We start from the raw sequence: 14,833 nt of genomic DNA, 5'->3' as shown, positions 1-14,833 counted from the left end.
GCGCGTCGTGAGGATGCCGGTGGGCAGACGCCGGCGCCATGCGGTCAGCGGATCCGCTTGGCCGCCGGCTCGGGCACGAGCTCGCCGTTGAGGCGACGGTCGAGATAATCCTCGCATTCGCTCATCAGCGTCTCCACCTGACCATTGAAGAAATGGTTGGCGTTGGCGACGGTGCGATGGGTGATGAGGATGCCTTTCTGGGTTTTCAGCTTCTCCACAAGGCCGTTGACATCCTTTTCCGGTGCCACCTTGTCAGCCTCGCCGTTGATGATCAGGCCGGACGAGGGGCACGGCGCCAGGAAGGAGAAGTCGTAAGTATTCGGCTGCGGGGCGATCGACATGAAGCCCTCGATCTCCGGCCGGCGCATCAGAAGCTGCATGCCAATCCAGGCGCCGAAGGAATAACCGGCGACCCAGCAGGTTTTGGAATCAGGGTGTAGGCTCTGAACCCAGTCGAGCGCGGAGGCGGCATCCGAGAGTTCGCCGGCGCCATGATCGAATTCGCCCTGGCTGCGGCCGATGCCCCGGAAATTGAAGCGCAGCGTCGTGAACCCGCGCTTCTGGAACATGTAGAAGAGCTGATAGACGATCTGATTGTTCATCGTGCCGCCGAACTGCGGATGCGGATGCAGGATGAGCGCGATGGGCGCGCTTTTTTCTTTGGAGGGCTGGTAGCGGCCTTCAAGACGGCCGGCTGGGCCGTTGAAAATAACTTCGGGCATTGGTACTCCGGGTTTTATTTCGTGTTCGCGCTGCGTTGGATGACAACATGACTTGACTAATGTTGTCAGCTTTTCTAAAACGCAGTTTAGAACAATTCGAAACTTGCATGGCGATCCACGCTTCGTGGAACGTGTCATAAGGCAAGCCCGGCGGAAATTTCAAGAAAAATGCACCGCGGCCGCTGAAGCAAGCTCGTCAAGCGCAGGACTGAGGATCATGGCGCCGTCACGCCTTTATCTCGACTGGAACGCCACATCGCCGCTGCACCCTGCAGCGCGGGATGCGATCATGGGCGCCATCGACATATTCGGCAACCCGAACAGCGTACATGGAGAGGGCCGTGCCGCCCGCGCCGCCATTGAGGGAGCGCGGCGCAAGGTGGCCGCCCTTGCCGGCACCGATCCGGGCAACGTGATCTTCACCAGCGGCGCGACGGAAGCTGCCAATCTGGTACTGACGCCGGATTTTCGTATGGGCCGCACGCCGCTTCAACTCGGCCACCTCTATTTTTCCGCCGTTGAGCACCTGGCTGTACGAGAGGGAGGCCGGTTCCCGAAGGATGGCACGACCGAGATTCCGGTAACGAATGCCGGTATCGTCGATCTGAACGAGCTGGCCGCGCTTCTCGATGCCCATGACAAATCGACGGGCCTTCCGATAGTGGCGATCATGTTCGTCAACAACGAGACGGGCATCGTCCAGCCGGTCGAAGAGGCGGCAAAGATTGTGCGGGCGCACGGTGGTCTCTTTGTCGTCGACGCCGTGCAGGCGGCCGGCCGTCTGCCGATCGAGATCGAGCGCATCGGCGCGGATTTCATCATCGTCTCCTCTCACAAGATCGGTGGACCGAAGGGGGCGGGTGCACTGATCGCGCGCGGCGAGGCGCTGATGCCGAAGGCGCTTATCCGCGGCGGCGGGCAGGAAAAAGGTCACCGCTCGGGGACACAGAATTCGCTGGCGCTGATCGGCTTCGGAGCTGCGGCGGAAACCGTGCTTCAGGATCTTGAGGAACGGAACGCTGCGATTGCTGCGCTTCGCGACAGGCTGGAAGCCGGCATGCGCGCTGCCGCGCCCGATGTTATCATCCACGGTACCGGTGGTCCGCGGGTCGCCAACACAATTTTCTTCACGCTCCCTTGCCTGAAGGCGGAGACCGGGCAGATCGCTTTCGATCTTGAAGGCGTTGCCCTTTCGGCGGGCTCTGCTTGCTCATCCGGCAAGGTTGGCGAAAGCCATGTGCTGACGGCGATGGGGCGCGACGCCAAGCTCGGTGCGCTGCGCATCTCGCTCGGCTTTTCGACCACTGAAGAGGATATCGACAGGGCGATCGCCGCCTTCGCGAAGATCGCCTGCCGGCGCAAGTCGGCGAGCGAGGCGGCTTGACCGCCTCATAAACTTGCGGAAACACAAATTTCCGCTTGCCAATCGGGCTGAAAAGTTCCTTTTGGCCTCCTACATCAGGGCAAAGAATTTGCCGGGGCAAGTCAATTGCCCATACGCTACAAGCTGCCGGACCTTGTATCCGGCGAGATTGGAGAACGAAATGGCTGCCGTGCAGGAAACGATCGACCAGGTCCGCCTGATCGATGTGGACCAGTACAAATACGGTTTCGAGACCGTCATCGAAATGGATAAGGCGCCGAAGGGCCTGTCCGAGGATATCATCCGCTTCATTTCGGCCAAGAAGCAGGAGCCGGAGTGGATGCTGGAATGGCGTCTCGAGGCCTATCGGCGTTGGCTGACGCTGGAAGAACCGACCTGGGCGCGCGTCAACTATCCGAAGATCGATTTCAACGACATCCATTATTACGCCGCGCCGAAGAGCGCGCCGGGTCCGAAGTCGCTCGACGAGGTCGATCCGGAGCTCTTGAAGGTCTATGAGAAGCTTGGCATCCCGCTGCGTGAGCAGGAGATCCTGGCCGGTGTCGAGAAGCCGAAGATCGCCGTCGACGCCGTTTTCGACAGCGTCTCGGTCGTCACCACCTTCAAGGCGGAGCTGAAGAAGGCCGGCGTGATCTTCATGTCGATCTCGGAAGCCATCCGCGAACATCCCGATCTCGTCCGCAAATATCTCGGCTCGGTCGTGCCGACCTCGGACAATTATTACGCGACGCTGAATTCGGCTGTCTTTACCGACGGCTCCTTCGTCTTCGTGCCGAAGGGCGTCCGCTGCCCGATGGAGCTTTCCACCTATTTCCGCATCAACGAGAAGGGCACCGGCCAGTTCGAGCGCACGCTGATCATCGCGGAAGAGGGCGCTTACGTCTCCTATCTCGAAGGCTGCACCGCGCCGCAGCGCGATGAAAACCAACTGCATGCGGCCGTGGTCGAGCTCGTGGCTCTCGACGATGCTGAGATCAAATATTCCACCGTCCAGAACTGGTATCCGGGCGACAAGGAAGGCAAGGGCGGCATCTACAACTTCGTCACCAAGCGCGGCGATTGCCGCGGTCACCGATCGAAAATCTCCTGGACGCAGGTCGAAACCGGGTCGGCGATTACCTGGAAGTACCCGTCCTGCATCCTGCGCGGCGACGACAGCCGCGGTGAATTCTACTCGATCGCCGTCTCCAACGGCCATCAGCAGATCGACAGCGGCACCAAGATGATCCATCTCGGCAAGAACACGTCGAGCCGCATCGTCTCCAAGGGCATCGCCGCCGGCGTTTCCAACAACACCTATCGCGGCCAGGTCTCGGCTCACCGCAAGGCGTCGAACGCGCGCAATTTCACCCAGTGCGATTCGCTGCTGATCGGTGACAAGTGCGGCGCTCACACCGTGCCTTATATCGAGGCGAAGAACTCGACGGCGCAGTTCGAGCACGAAGCGACGACCTCGAAGATTTCCGAGGACCAGCTGTTCTACTGCCTGCAGCGCGGCATCCCCACCGAAGCGGCGATCGCGCTGATCGTCAACGGCTTCGTCAAGGAAGTCCTGCAGGAACTGCCGATGGAATTCGCGGTCGAGGCGCAGAAGCTGATCAGCATCTCGCTGGAAGGGAGTGTTGGCTAAGCGGTTTTCCGTCATCCTCGGGCTTGTCCCGAGGATCTATGCACAACTGCGGAGGATCGGGTGAGCGGGTTTGTCTACATGATGTCCGACAAACCAAGAGGTGTAATCTACACCGGCGTCACCAGCGATCTTCAAGGGCGCGTATGGGAACACCGCAACAAAATCCATAAGGGTTTTACGGAGAAATACAGAGCGAAAAACCTCGTCTGGTTTGAAAGCCACCCGAACATTGTGCTGGCGATCCAGCGAGAGAAATCTCTAAAACGCTACGTGCGTGAATGGAAAATCAAGCTCGTCGAGGAGCTCAACCCGACCTGGATGGACCTTTACGAGCGCATCGACGAAATCGAGAATGTCTATCGGCCGCATGAGAATACGCGGCAGTGGAGCGATTACAATTGAAGGCTTAGATCCTCGGGACAAGCCCGAGGATGACGATCGAGACCGGTGAAAACGGTCAATTGGGCGGCCCTTGAAGCCGCTCTATGAATAGGAAGAATGGTATGCTTGAAATCCGAAGCCTGCACACCCTTAGTGACGTCATCCTCGGGCTTGTCCCGAGGATCTACGCACGTAAGCGGAAAGTCTCGTCGGAGCAGTAGAGCGATTACAATTGAAGGCTTAGATCCTCGGGACAAGCCCGAGGATGACGGATCGAGGCCGGTGCGAACGGTCAATCAGGCGGCACTTGAACCCGCTTTATTAACAGGAAGAACGAAATGCTTGAAATCAAGAACCTTCATGCCCGTATCGCCGAAGATGGCACCGAGATCATCCGTGGCCTGAACCTCACGGTGAAGGCCGGCGAAGTGGCGGCGATCATGGGGCCGAACGGCTCCGGCAAGTCGACACTCTCCTACGTGCTGTCGGGCCGCGAAGACTATGAGGTGACCGAGGGCGACATCCTATATAACGGCGAGAGCATTCTCGAGCTCGATCCGTCCGAACGCGCCGCCAAGGGCATCTTCCTCGCCTTCCAGTATCCGGTCGAAATCCCCGGTGTCGCCACCATGCAGTTCCTGAAGGTGGCGATGAACGAACAGCGCAAAGCGCGTGGCGAGGACGAGCTGACGACTCCGGATTTCATGCGCCGTGTCAAGGAAGCAGCGGCCAAGCTGCAGATCAATACCGAAATGCTGAAGCGGCCGCTCAATGTCGGTTTCTCCGGCGGCGAGAAGAAGCGGGCCGAAATTCTGCAGATGGCGCTGCTGGAGCCGAAGCTCTGCGTGCTCGACGAAACCGATTCCGGCCTCGACATCGACGCGCTGAAGATCGTTGCCGACGGCGTCAACGCGCTGCGTTCGCCCGACCGCGCCGTCGTCGTCATCACCCACTACCAGCGCCTGCTCGACTATATCGTGCCTGACACCGTCCACGTCCTTTACAAGGGCCAGGTGGTCAAGTCCGGCGACAAGACCCTGGCGCATGAGCTGGAAGCCAATGGTTACGCCGACATCATCGGCGCAGCAGCGGCCTGAGTTCGGGTGGAAAGGACAACGTCCATGAACATGCAGACGACGAGCCGTCTCACCGCGGCCGAAACGGCGCTGATCGAGGCCTTCAACCATCAGATCGGTGACCTGCCCGGCAATGGTGCAGTGACGGCGCTGCGTGACCGGCTTCTCGACGACCTCAAGAAAGCCGGCTTGCCGACGCGCCGAATCGAAGCCTGGCACTATACCGACCTCAAGAATCTGCTGCGCGCCGTACCGGCGCAAGTGGGTGATGCCGGCTCCAATGCACTCGAGCCGGTCGTTGCCGGTTCCTCGGTGCTGGCGGTCATCCAAGGCCATGCCAATCAGAAGGCTACCATCGATGGTCTTGGGCTTTCGGCCTATTCCGAACGGCTGATCGACGGTTCGGCTGTCGAAAGGCTCGATGCATTGGGCAGCGACGATGCGGTCGGCCGGATCAACGGCAGCTTCGTGCGTGACGGCTATGTCGTCGATGTGCCCGATGAAACCGAGCTTGAAAATCCGCTGGAAATCCAGTTCATCCATGCCGGCGGGCAGACGCATACGCGTCTCCCGGTTTCCTTCGGCGCCGGCGTCAAGGGAACGGTCATCGAGCGTCACCATGCGGTGACGGGCGATGCGGCCTTCGTGTCCCACGTCAGTGACATCGCGGTTGGCGAGGGCACGGAGTTGACCTGGATCATCCTGCAGCAGCAGGGCGTCGACGACACGCATCTCGGCCAGATCCGCGTCGATCTCGGTGCCGATGCCAAACTTCGCCTGTTCGTCATCAATGCCGGCGGCAAGCTGGTGCGCCAGGAACTGAATATCAAGGTGACGGGCGAGGGCGCCGATCTGACGCTGCGCGGCATCAATCTGCTCGGGGCCGAGAGCCATACCGATGTGACAATGGTGCTCGGCCACGATGTGCCACATACCGGTTCGACCGAAGTGATCCGCAATGTCGTCTTCGACCGCGCAAAGGGCGTCTTCCAGGGCATGATCCGGGTTGCGCCTGACGCCCAGAAGACCGACGCCAAGATGGCCTGCAACACGCTCTTGATGTCCGACGACGCCGAATTCTCGGTGAAGCCGGAGCTCGAGATCTTCGCCGACGACGTGCAGTGCGGCCATGGGGCGACCGTGACCGATATCGACGCCAATCATCTCTATTACCTGATGGCGCGCGGCATTCCGGAAAACAAGGCGCGGGCGATGCTCGTCAATGCTTTCGTCGCCGAAATCATCGAGGAACTGGAAGACGAAGGTCTGGTCGAAGCGCTGGAAAGCGTGATCTCGGCCTGGCTCGAAAAGCACGCCTGATCGGATAAATGCCATGGACAAGATTGTGCCGGCCACTGAGTACGACGTCGAAGCCATCCGCCGGGATTTTCCGATCCTGGCGGAGAAAGTGCACGGCAAGCCGCTGGTGTATCTCGACAATGGCGCCTCGGCACAGAAGCCGCGGTCGGTGATCGACGCCATCTCGCATGCCTACGGCCATGAATACGCCAATGTGCATCGCGGCCTGCACTATCTCTCTAACGTCGCGACGGATGCCTATGAGGCAGCCCGCGAGAAGGTCCGCCGCTTCCTCAACGCGCCTGATGTCAACGACATCGTCTTCACCAAGAATTCGACCGAAGCGATCAATACTGTCGCCTATGGCTGGGGCATGCCTAAGATCGGCGAAGGCGACGAGATCGTCCTGACGATCATGGAGCACCACTCCAATATCGTGCCCTGGCACTTCATCCGCGAGCGCCAGGGCGCCAAGCTGGTCTGGGTGCCGGTCGACGACGAAGGCGCCTTCCATATCGAGGATTTCGAGAAGAGCCTGACGGAGCGTACCAAGCTTGTCGCCATTACCCATATGTCGAATGCGCTCGGCACGATCGTTCCGGTCAAGGAAGTCTGCCGCATTGCCCATGAACGCGGCATTCCGGTGCTGATCGACGGCAGCCAGGGCGCCGTGCACCTGCCGGTCGACGTGCAGGATATCGACTGCGACTGGTACGTCATGACAGGCCACAAGCTCTACGGCCCGTCGGGAATCGGCATTCTCTACGGGAAGAAGGAGCGGCTCTCGCAGATGCGCCCCTTCCAGGGCGGCGGCGAGATGATCTTCGAAGTCGCCGAGGACTGGGTCACCTACAACGATCCGCCACATCGCTTCGAAGCCGGCACGCCGCCGATCGTGCAGGCGATCGGGCTCGGTTACGCCCTCGACTATATGGAGAAGGTCGGCCGCGAGGCAATCGCCCGGCATGAGGCCGATCTCGCAGCTTACGCGACCGAGCGCCTCCGGTCGGTCAATTCGCTGCGGATGTTCGGGACAGCACCCGGCAAGGGGAGCATTTTTTCCTTCGAACTGGCAGGCATTCACGCCCATGACGTCTCGATGGTAATCGACCGGCAGGGCATTGCCGTGCGGGCCGGCACCCATTGTGCCATGCCGCTCTTGAAACGCTTCGGCGTCACCTCCACATGCCGTGCATCGTTCGGCATGTACAATACCCGCGCCGAGGTCGATGCCCTGGCCGATGCGCTTGACTATGCGCGCAAGTTCTTTGCCTGAGGAGTGTCCGTGATGAGCCTGGACGAAAGCGAACAGAAGATCGATGTGCGCGAAGGCATCGTGCATTCCAGCATCCCGGCCGATGAACTGGCGCGGCTCAGCGATGACGTCATTGCCGCGCTGAAGACCGTCTATGACCCGGAAATCCCCGCCGACATCTTCGAACTCGGTCTGGTCTACAAGATCGACATCGAAGACGACCGGATGGTAAAGATCATGATGACCCTGACCGCGCCCGGCTGCCCGGTTGCCGGCGAGATGCCGGGGTGGGTGGAGAATGCCGTCGGCGCCGTCGAAGGCGTGTCGGGCGTCGAGGTCGAAATGACCTTTGATCCGCCGTGGACGCCGGACCGGATGTCCGAGGAGGCGCAGGTCGCCGTCGGCTGGTACTGAGCTGCGCTAGGAGCAGTAGCGCGCGCGGTATTGATCCGTTTACCTCGGGCGACTACATTTCATTCACGAAGCACCGGATCTTGAACCCGGTTGTGGAAGGAGAAAAAGCCGATGGGCTTTGCAGTGATGAGCATGACGGAAGGGGCTGCCGCCCGCGTCAAGGCGATCGTCGAAAATTCCGGACCGGAGGCGAAGGGCGTTCGCGTCGGCATCAAGAAGGGCGGCTGCGCCGGGATGGAATATACCATCGACCTGGTGACCGAGCCGAATGCCAAGGACGATCTGATCGAGCGCGACGGCGCCAAGGTCTGGGTCGAACCCTCAGCCGTGCTTTATCTGCTCGGCACGGAAATGGGCTTCGAGCAGACGACGCTCCGCTCCGGCTTTACCTTCACCAATCCCAACCAGACATCGGCCTGCGGCTGCGGTGAGTCGGTCGAGCTGAAACCTGCCGATCTCGCGGCCCTTGCCGCGCAGCGCCAGAGCGAGCCGGCGCATTCCTGATAGCCGTCCCCCTTAGGCTGATGGGGAATTCTCCATCAACTGCTTCCTAACAAAACGGTCGCGGGCCTGTGTCTCGCTTATGGACGAGCAAGGCGAGGCGCCGCGCCACATATTGTGTCCTGCTCAGCGGAACCCGTCATAAAAAACGGCTGCGAGTGGGATCGCATATCGATGTCTAGGAAAGAGACGACGCGGCAGCCGTGGGGGTTCTTACGGGCCAGCCGAATACCGAGATTGGTAGAAAACAACGGATCCGGGTTCGATCTCGCACGAACGTTTCGATTTGCCACGGTCGGATGGATGCTCGCCTTCCGCGACCACGAAGCGAGATCCCGGCACTTCCCAGCGCCATTCAGCCTCCTGGTATCCAGATGTCAGTGGAAAGGGTACTCCAGGAGCGGTCAAGGGGGCTACCGTCCTGAGGTGACGGCCAAGGTCGCGTAATCCTGTTGCATTAAAGTCTTTGCCGTTCTCCACGGCAATTCGACATCGTGTGAACAGGTCGCGCCAAACACCGGACAGGTCTTCGCTAGCACCTGCACTGGTCACGAGGGCCAAATTCAGAAGGACTGGCAAGGCAACGTGACGCAAGCGGCATACTTCCTGAAATGGTATTTGTGCCACCAATGGGCGATCCCAAAATGCGGATCGGCACGTGTGAAAATAGAGTAACGAATAGGGCCATGGCTTTGAGGATTGCCTAGTCGCGCTTGATGCTCATCAGCATTTCCCACATGTCGGCGCCGGTCTCGAAGACCATGGCGTTCGCCTCGCAGCTCTGCTCCGCTTCGATCAGGTCGGTGAGTTCGGTGGCCGGATTGACATCCGAATCCGTCGGACCGACGATGGCCTCGACGCTGCCTGGGGCAACGGAGGTGAGGCTGGTGTTCAGCCGGTTATAATCAGGGGTGCTGCTGTTTGCAACGTTGCTGGCGATCGCGCTGATCCGTCTCGTCTGTGCCCGCATTCCCAAAAGAGCAGTGCCTGCAATATTGGATATGCTCATCAGCCGTTTCCCCAGAACTGGATCGTCGTCTTTTACCTGCAAGGATTTAGGGAATGCTGAAGGCGTTGCGTTAGCAGAGACCTATGGGTACGCAACCATGCCGTCAGATGTGCTTCGCAATGGCACGGCACGCAGCCATATCGCGGGATCTCGACGGGCACAAACCTACAGAACCACAACGCTTGGACGGATCAAGTAGGGACGAGCATTCACAGCAACATCGAGGCTCCGCGATCGATATAGGTATCAAGAAACTGCTCGAGGCGCGGGTTTCTCGGTCGCTTGAAAACCTCTTGGGGCGGACCGGTGAACAGCACCTTGCCGTGATCGAGAAAGATGATCTGCTGGCCGACCGTTGCGGCAAACCCGATCTCGTGGGAAACGACGACCATTGTCATGCCTTCGGCGGCGAGATCGCGCATGACGTTCAGCACCTCGCCGGTCAGTTCGGGATCGAGTGATGAGGTTGGTTCGTCAAAGAGCATGATCTTCGGGTTGAGAGCCAGGGCCCGCGCGATAGCAACACGCTGCTGCTGTCCTCCCGAGAGCTGTGACGGATAGTGGTTTGCCCGGCCCTCGAGACCGACCTTGGCGAGTTGAGCCATTGCCCGCTCCTCTGCCTCCTTGCGGTTCTTTTTGTGAACCGTCTTCAGCGCCTCGCTGACGTTGCCGAGCGCCGTCATGTGTGGCCAGAGATTGAACTGCTGAAAAACCATGCCGATCTGGGCGCGAATCCGGCGATTGGCGGCAGCCGGCAGCCGCTCCCTTACGCCATTCGCATTTTCCGCAAAGCCGAGCACCTCGCCATTGACGGCAATGGTCCCCTTCGTCGATTCTTCCAGAAACGCCATGCAGCGCAGTAGCGTGCTTTTGCCGGATCCCGACGGACCGATCACGCAGGAAACCTGTCCCTGCGCGATATCAAGATCGATACCGTTCAGTACGGTGGAATCGCCAAACGTCTTGACAAGATTTTTGACTGCGATCGCGGGAACACTCATATGTTGAAAAACCTGAATCTGGTTAGTTTCGTTTCGGCGAGACGACCGAGCCAGCCGGTGATTTCGACCAGCGCCCAGTAGAAGAGGGCGAGGACAAAAAGCGCTTCGACAAATGCATATTGCTGCGATCCGATGGCGCTCAGTGTTGCCGTCAGTTCCGGCACGGTGATGATCGACAACACGGCCGTCTCCTTCATGAGGATGATCGTCATGTTGAGCAATGGCGGCAGCACCAGCATGGTCATCTCAGGCAGCAATATGCGCCTGACGATCTGCGTGTGTGTCAGGCCAACGCATAGACCCGCTTCGATATGCCCCTTCGGGACGGCGGCAAAGCCCGAGCGGAATATCTCGCTGAAATAGGCCGCGCCGTAGATGGACAGGCCAACGACGCCTGCCGGGATCGGATTGAGCGACAATCCGATGAAGGGGCCCCCGTAGTAGACGAGGAATATCTGAATGAGGAACGGCGTGCCGCGCAGCACTGCGATGACAATGCCGAACGCCCTGTCCAAGAGCACCCCGCCAAAACGCCGCGCGACAGCGACAAGGAAACCCAGAACGGCAGCGGCAAGAGCGGCGACGATCCAGATAACGATCGTCACGAAGGCACCGCTGGCGATCTCCGGCAAATGGCTGAAAATCACATTGATATCGAAGGTCATCGCGGTACTCCCGGCAGGGAGCGTTCGATCAGACCGCCGGCAAGCGCTACGATCCAATTCATGGCGAGGTAGATCAGACCGGCGGAAGCGAAGATTTCGAGCGGCAGAAAGGTGCTGCCGGCAAGGTCCTGGGCCATGCGCGTCAGCTCGACGATCCCGACAACGGAGACCAGCGAAGAAGCCTTCAAGATAAGGATCGCTTCGTTGACGAGCGCCGGAAAGGTCAGCCGCAGAGCGATCGGCGCCTTGATCCGGCGGAAGATCTGCATGGGCGTGAGGCCGACCATCTCGGCGGACTCGACAAGGCCCGACGGAACGCTGGCAAAACCGCCGCGTAGATTTTCAGCCTGATAGGCAGCCGTGCACATCGAAAGGCCAACGATCGCCGCAACGATACTCGGCACGTTGATGCCGATCACCGGCAGAAGGTTATAGATCAGTAACAGCTGCACCAGCAGCGGCACGCCGCGAAAGAAGCTGATGAAAATCTTCCCCGGCAACACGAAAAGCCGTTGCCGCGAAAGGAGCATGGCGGAAACAATGATAGCGATCGCAAAGCCGATCAGAATCGAAACTACGCTGATCGTAACGGTGTAGATCGAAGCTTGCAGAAGAAGCTCGAAAAGTTTGGTGGACATGGGCGGTGCTTGCCTGCGTGCTGCGGCCGTGACGTCTGTTCCACGGCAAATTGCGCCCCGGCCGATGGCGGGGCGCGGGCATTTCACCGGCGATGATCAGAATGCCGGATCTTTGACAGCGTCAGGCGTGTCGAAAGACGCACCGAACCACTTCTTTTGCAGCTCCGCCATACGCCCGTCTGCCTTTATCTTGAGCATTGCGGCATCGATCGCGTCCATCAGCGGCGCGTGATCGGCGTCCTTGAGACCGATGAAGCCGAAATAGGACTTCTTTCCGAAAGGCGGCAGGACGACTTCGAAAGTGCCCTTTCGCTGGCTGGCGACAAAGGCGATGTTCGGGAGCGAATTGGCAACGCCGGCAATACGGCCGGCTGCGAGATCGGCGTAGGTCTCAGTGAAGGCAGGATATTCGCGCACATCGACTTTGGTCGGCAGCGTGTCGGAGAATTCCTTCAGCTGGTCGAGCTGGGCAGTTGCCTTGCCGACACCAATCGTCTTGCCGGCAATGTCTTCCGGCTTGCTGATCGTTGTGTCGCCGGCTTTCTTGAGGATGGCAATCGTCGCTTCGGCGATCGGCGGCGTGAAGCGATAGCGCTCCATGCGCTTCTTGGTGATCGTTGCAGGACCTGCGACGACATCGAACTTACCGGCTTCAAGCGCGGGGAAGACGCCGTCCCAGGGAAGTGCCACCCACTCGATCTTGACGCCAAGTTCCTTGCCGATCTCGGCAAAAAGGTCGACGTTCAGGCCCGTATGTTCACCGGCATCGATATAGTCAAACGGTGCGAAGGCCGTTTCGGTGCCAACCTTGAGCGTGCCGGCTGCCTTGACGGCCGCCAGCGTATCGGCTGCGTGGGCGGAAAAGGCTGCTCCTAACAGGAACGCAGCGCCGACCAGACCCGTCAGCAGTGACTTTGCCTTCATGATCATCTCTCCAGTTTTATTCCTCCGACGGAGGAGTTTTGTTCCCGATTTTGATTTCAATGCGCGGATTTTTATGCTCCGCTTTTGACTATACAAATAGATATAGGCTGGCTTAGAGTGTCAATGTAAAAGTCGAGGAACGCAAAAATTGTGCCGGGTTGTGGCAATCTTTGCCGGTGTGACGCGACCGCTCCGGCACATTGATCGTGACGCCCAACGAGGTGTGGACTTGGTGTCGATTTATCAGCGTATTTTCATGGATATCGAGGCGAAGATCATCAGCGGCGATTGGCGGCCCGGCGACCGTATTCCCATAGAACATGAACTGGTCACGGAATATCAATGCTCGCGCATGACTGTCAGCAAGGCACTGTCGGCTCTGGTCGAGCGCGGCATGATCGTCAGAAGGCGCAAGACCGGTTCGTTTGTTGCGTCGCCCCAGATCGACCGCACGGTAATGGATATTCAGGATATCAGCACCGAAGCGGAACTGGCCGGGCACGAACACCGCTTCGAGCTTCTCACACGTAAAGTCGAACGCCTTGGAGAAACGGACGCACAACAGCTGTCGGAAACCCCCGATGCGGAGATACTCAGGCTTCAATGCCTGCATATCGTGGACGGCAAACCCTATGCCATCGAACGGCGGATCATCATGCTCGACGCCGTCCCCCGTGCGCGTGACGAGAGCTTCGCCTCAATCCCGCCCGGCAAATGGCTGCTTGCAGAAGTTCCCTGGTCCAAGGCCAAACACGTCATCCGCGCCGTCTCGGCCGATCCGGCGACGGCGCGAATGCTGGAGACAGAAAGAGGCCAGGCGTGCCTTAGCCTAATCCGGCAGACCTGGCAGAACGGCCGGACGGTGACATATGTCGAGATTACCCATCCAGGCGACCGGTTCCAGTTCGCAGGGACGTTTCATCCGATGGCAAATTGAGTTGGCGCACACCACGCGAGGTTCTGCAAGTGATCGATGAGCGCTTCAAGACGATCCCGCTCAAGGGTCTGCAAGCCTTCGAGGCAGTGGGGCGTTGCGGCGGCGTGACGGCTGCGGCACTGGAGCTCAAGGTCTCGCCGGGGGCAATCAGCCAGCAAATTCACAAGATCGAAAGTTTTCTCGGAGTTTCGCTACTGGAGCGGAGCGGGCGAACCGTTGAGCTGACCGCCTGGGGCCGGCTTTATCATCAGGAGATTTCGAAGGGATTTGAGCAATTTGCATTCGCTCAGCAGTTGTTGGAAAGGGCACGCAACGAGACGCCGCTGGTCCTTAGCGCGCTTTCTTCCGTCGTCAACAGATGGATCGGCAGGCGAATCTTCGACTGGCAGGCCATACACCCCGATGTTCAAGTGAGAATTATCGGACGGGACAAGGAGCCCAGGATCGGTTTCGACGATATCGATTTCCGCGTAAGCTACGGGTCGGACGTCCTGCAGCACGACCATTATACGGAACTGTTTCGCGATTGGGTCGTGCCTGTCTGCTCGCCGTCGCTGATGCAGGATCGCGCGCACGCGGCCCGGGATCTCTTTGAGCAGCCGCTTCTGCATGTCGAGTGGGAAAGGCACTTTACGCCTTACCCAAGCTGGGCGGAGTTTGCGGCCATGGCCGGTATACCGTTCGACGCATCGACGCCCGGCCTCTCCTTTACCCTGTCGAGCAGCGCGATCGACGCAGCCGTCAACAAGCGTGGCGTCGTCCTCGCGCAGATGTCGATGATTACCGATGAGCTCGAGGCGCAGACGCTCGTCACTCCCGTCGACATGCGGATGCCGCTGCGCGAAAGCTACTTTCTGGCCTGGGACCGAGCGGCACTGCAAAAGCCGCGCGGCCGCGAATTCCGCGACTGGCTCGTCGCCATTTCCCGTCAGCAGGCTTTGGTGTCAGCGCCCAAATGGCCGTTTTAGAAAATCTAAAACGGACCTTAGCGCCGCGA

Annotated in this window: 16 protein-coding genes and 1 pseudogene; 10 read left to right on the top strand and 7 right to left on the bottom strand. The window is 59.5% G+C overall.

Features of this window, described 5'->3' with window-relative positions:
- Nucleotides 1–44 precede the first annotated feature (44 nt).
- Nucleotides 45–722: an alpha/beta hydrolase gene (locus NXC14_RS11760; RefSeq protein ID WP_064705075.1), complete on the bottom strand. Its 678-nt coding sequence runs from the start codon at nucleotides 720–722 to the stop codon at nucleotides 45–47.
- Between the two features lie 217 nt (nucleotides 723–939).
- Here NXC14_RS11760 and NXC14_RS11755 point away from each other — a divergent pair, with 217 nt between their 5' ends.
- The 8 genes from NXC14_RS11755 (at nucleotide 940) to sufA (ending at nucleotide 8,665) form a co-directional block, all read left to right on the top strand.
- On the top strand, nucleotides 940–2,106 hold the full coding sequence (locus NXC14_RS11755; protein ID WP_085778289.1) for a cysteine desulfurase family protein: 1,167 nt from the start codon (nucleotides 940–942) through the stop codon (nucleotides 2,104–2,106).
- Nucleotides 2,107–2,266: 160 nt separating this feature from the next.
- Nucleotides 2,267–3,736, top strand: a complete 1,470-nt coding sequence (gene sufB, locus NXC14_RS11750; protein ID WP_064802824.1) for a Fe-S cluster assembly protein SufB — start codon at nucleotides 2,267–2,269, stop codon at nucleotides 3,734–3,736.
- A gap of 60 nt (nucleotides 3,737–3,796) precedes the next feature.
- Entirely contained in the window at nucleotides 3,797–4,138 is a 342-nt protein-coding gene (locus NXC14_RS11745) for a GIY-YIG nuclease family protein (RefSeq protein WP_085778288.1), read from the top strand.
- A 317-nt stretch (nucleotides 4,139–4,455) separates the two neighbouring features.
- Nucleotides 4,456–5,214 (top strand): Fe-S cluster assembly ATPase SufC, encoded by a 759-nt coding sequence (sufC, locus tag NXC14_RS11740; RefSeq protein WP_064691723.1) that lies wholly within the window; start codon nucleotides 4,456–4,458, stop codon nucleotides 5,212–5,214.
- A 24-nt stretch (nucleotides 5,215–5,238) separates the two neighbouring features.
- A complete protein-coding gene (sufD, locus tag NXC14_RS11735) occupies nucleotides 5,239–6,513 on the top strand; it encodes a Fe-S cluster assembly protein SufD (protein WP_085778287.1) in 1,275 nt (424 codons plus the stop codon).
- 13 nt (nucleotides 6,514–6,526) lie between these two features.
- The gene (locus NXC14_RS11730) at nucleotides 6,527–7,768 is read left to right on the top strand and encodes a cysteine desulfurase (protein WP_085778286.1); all 1,242 of its coding nucleotides are present in this window, start codon (nucleotides 6,527–6,529) and stop codon (nucleotides 7,766–7,768) included.
- A gap of 12 nt (nucleotides 7,769–7,780) precedes the next feature.
- Nucleotides 7,781–8,161, top strand: coding sequence for an SUF system Fe-S cluster assembly protein (locus NXC14_RS11725; RefSeq protein WP_064705069.1), 381 nt, complete (start codon nucleotides 7,781–7,783; stop codon nucleotides 8,159–8,161).
- A gap of 111 nt (nucleotides 8,162–8,272) precedes the next feature.
- The gene (sufA, locus tag NXC14_RS11720; RefSeq protein ID WP_085778285.1) at nucleotides 8,273–8,665 is read left to right on the top strand and encodes a Fe-S cluster assembly scaffold SufA; all 393 of its coding nucleotides are present in this window, start codon (nucleotides 8,273–8,275) and stop codon (nucleotides 8,663–8,665) included.
- Between the two features lie 77 nt (nucleotides 8,666–8,742).
- On the opposite strand, the pseudogene NXC14_RS33360 reads toward sufA, so the two are convergent.
- From NXC14_RS33360 to NXC14_RS11690, 6 genes and pseudogenes are all read right to left on the bottom strand, one after another.
- Nucleotides 8,743–9,256: pseudogene (locus tag NXC14_RS33360) on the bottom strand (hypothetical protein).
- Between the two features lie 109 nt (nucleotides 9,257–9,365).
- The gene (locus tag NXC14_RS11710; protein WP_085778284.1) at nucleotides 9,366–9,671 is read right to left on the bottom strand and encodes a flagellar basal body rod C-terminal domain-containing protein; all 306 of its coding nucleotides are present in this window, start codon (nucleotides 9,669–9,671) and stop codon (nucleotides 9,366–9,368) included.
- A 209-nt stretch (nucleotides 9,672–9,880) separates the two neighbouring features.
- Complete coding sequence (locus NXC14_RS11705; RefSeq protein WP_085778283.1) at nucleotides 9,881–10,672, bottom strand: amino acid ABC transporter ATP-binding protein; 792 nt, start codon at nucleotides 10,670–10,672, stop codon at nucleotides 9,881–9,883.
- Entirely contained in the window at nucleotides 10,669–11,337 is a 669-nt protein-coding gene (locus NXC14_RS11700) for an amino acid ABC transporter permease (RefSeq protein ID WP_085778282.1), read from the bottom strand. The genes NXC14_RS11705 and NXC14_RS11700 overlap by 4 nt, the downstream gene beginning before the upstream one ends.
- On the bottom strand, nucleotides 11,334–11,975 hold the full coding sequence (locus NXC14_RS11695) for an amino acid ABC transporter permease (protein ID WP_085778281.1): 642 nt from the start codon (nucleotides 11,973–11,975) through the stop codon (nucleotides 11,334–11,336). Before NXC14_RS11695 ends, NXC14_RS11700 begins: the two co-directional genes overlap by 4 nt.
- A gap of 96 nt (nucleotides 11,976–12,071) precedes the next feature.
- Nucleotides 12,072–12,899, bottom strand: a complete 828-nt coding sequence (locus NXC14_RS11690) for a transporter substrate-binding domain-containing protein (protein WP_085780079.1) — start codon at nucleotides 12,897–12,899, stop codon at nucleotides 12,072–12,074.
- A gap of 229 nt (nucleotides 12,900–13,128) precedes the next feature.
- Between NXC14_RS11690 and hutC the strand changes: the two genes are divergently transcribed.
- Complete coding sequence (gene hutC, locus NXC14_RS11685) at nucleotides 13,129–13,836, top strand: histidine utilization repressor (protein WP_085778280.1); 708 nt, start codon at nucleotides 13,129–13,131, stop codon at nucleotides 13,834–13,836.
- Nucleotides 13,837–13,865: 29 nt separating this feature from the next.
- On the top strand, nucleotides 13,866–14,804 hold the full coding sequence (locus tag NXC14_RS11680) for a LysR family transcriptional regulator (protein ID WP_085778279.1): 939 nt from the start codon (nucleotides 13,866–13,868) through the stop codon (nucleotides 14,802–14,804).
- The last annotated feature ends 29 nt before the right edge of the window (nucleotides 14,805–14,833 follow it).

Source organism: Rhizobium sp. NXC14 (assembly GCF_002117485.1).
GTDB lineage: Bacteria > Pseudomonadota > Alphaproteobacteria > Rhizobiales > Rhizobiaceae > Rhizobium.
This window is presented reverse-complemented; position numbering and strand designations above follow the sequence as displayed.

What these genes read in the sequence shown, in the direction of transcription:
- NXC14_RS11760 (WP_064705075.1), bottom strand. Translation starts at nt 722, where the DNA reads ATGCCCGAAGTTATTTTCAACGGCCCAGCCGGCCGTCTTGAAGGCCGC.
- NXC14_RS11755 (WP_085778289.1), top strand. Translation starts at nt 940, where the DNA reads ATGGCGCCGTCACGCCTTTATCTCGACTGGAACGCCACATCGCCGCTG.
- sufB (WP_064802824.1), top strand. Translation starts at nt 2,267, where the DNA reads ATGGCTGCCGTGCAGGAAACGATCGACCAGGTCCGCCTGATCGATGTG.
- sufC (WP_064691723.1), top strand. Translation starts at nt 4,456, where the DNA reads ATGCTTGAAATCAAGAACCTTCATGCCCGTATCGCCGAAGATGGCACC.
- sufD (WP_085778287.1), top strand. Translation starts at nt 5,239, where the DNA reads ATGAACATGCAGACGACGAGCCGTCTCACCGCGGCCGAAACGGCGCTG.
- NXC14_RS11730 (WP_085778286.1), top strand. Translation starts at nt 6,527, where the DNA reads ATGGACAAGATTGTGCCGGCCACTGAGTACGACGTCGAAGCCATCCGC.
- NXC14_RS11725 (WP_064705069.1), top strand. Translation starts at nt 7,781, where the DNA reads ATGAGCCTGGACGAAAGCGAACAGAAGATCGATGTGCGCGAAGGCATC.
- sufA (WP_085778285.1), top strand. Translation starts at nt 8,273, where the DNA reads ATGGGCTTTGCAGTGATGAGCATGACGGAAGGGGCTGCCGCCCGCGTC.
- NXC14_RS11710 (WP_085778284.1), bottom strand. Translation starts at nt 9,671, where the DNA reads ATGAGCATATCCAATATTGCAGGCACTGCTCTTTTGGGAATGCGGGCA.
- NXC14_RS11705 (WP_085778283.1), bottom strand. Translation starts at nt 10,672, where the DNA reads ATGAGTGTTCCCGCGATCGCAGTCAAAAATCTTGTCAAGACGTTTGGC.
- NXC14_RS11700 (WP_085778282.1), bottom strand. Translation starts at nt 11,337, where the DNA reads ATGACCTTCGATATCAATGTGATTTTCAGCCATTTGCCGGAGATCGCC.
- NXC14_RS11695 (WP_085778281.1), bottom strand. Translation starts at nt 11,975, where the DNA reads ATGTCCACCAAACTTTTCGAGCTTCTTCTGCAAGCTTCGATCTACACC.
- NXC14_RS11690 (WP_085780079.1), bottom strand. Translation starts at nt 12,899, where the DNA reads ATGAAGGCAAAGTCACTGCTGACGGGTCTGGTCGGCGCTGCGTTCCTG.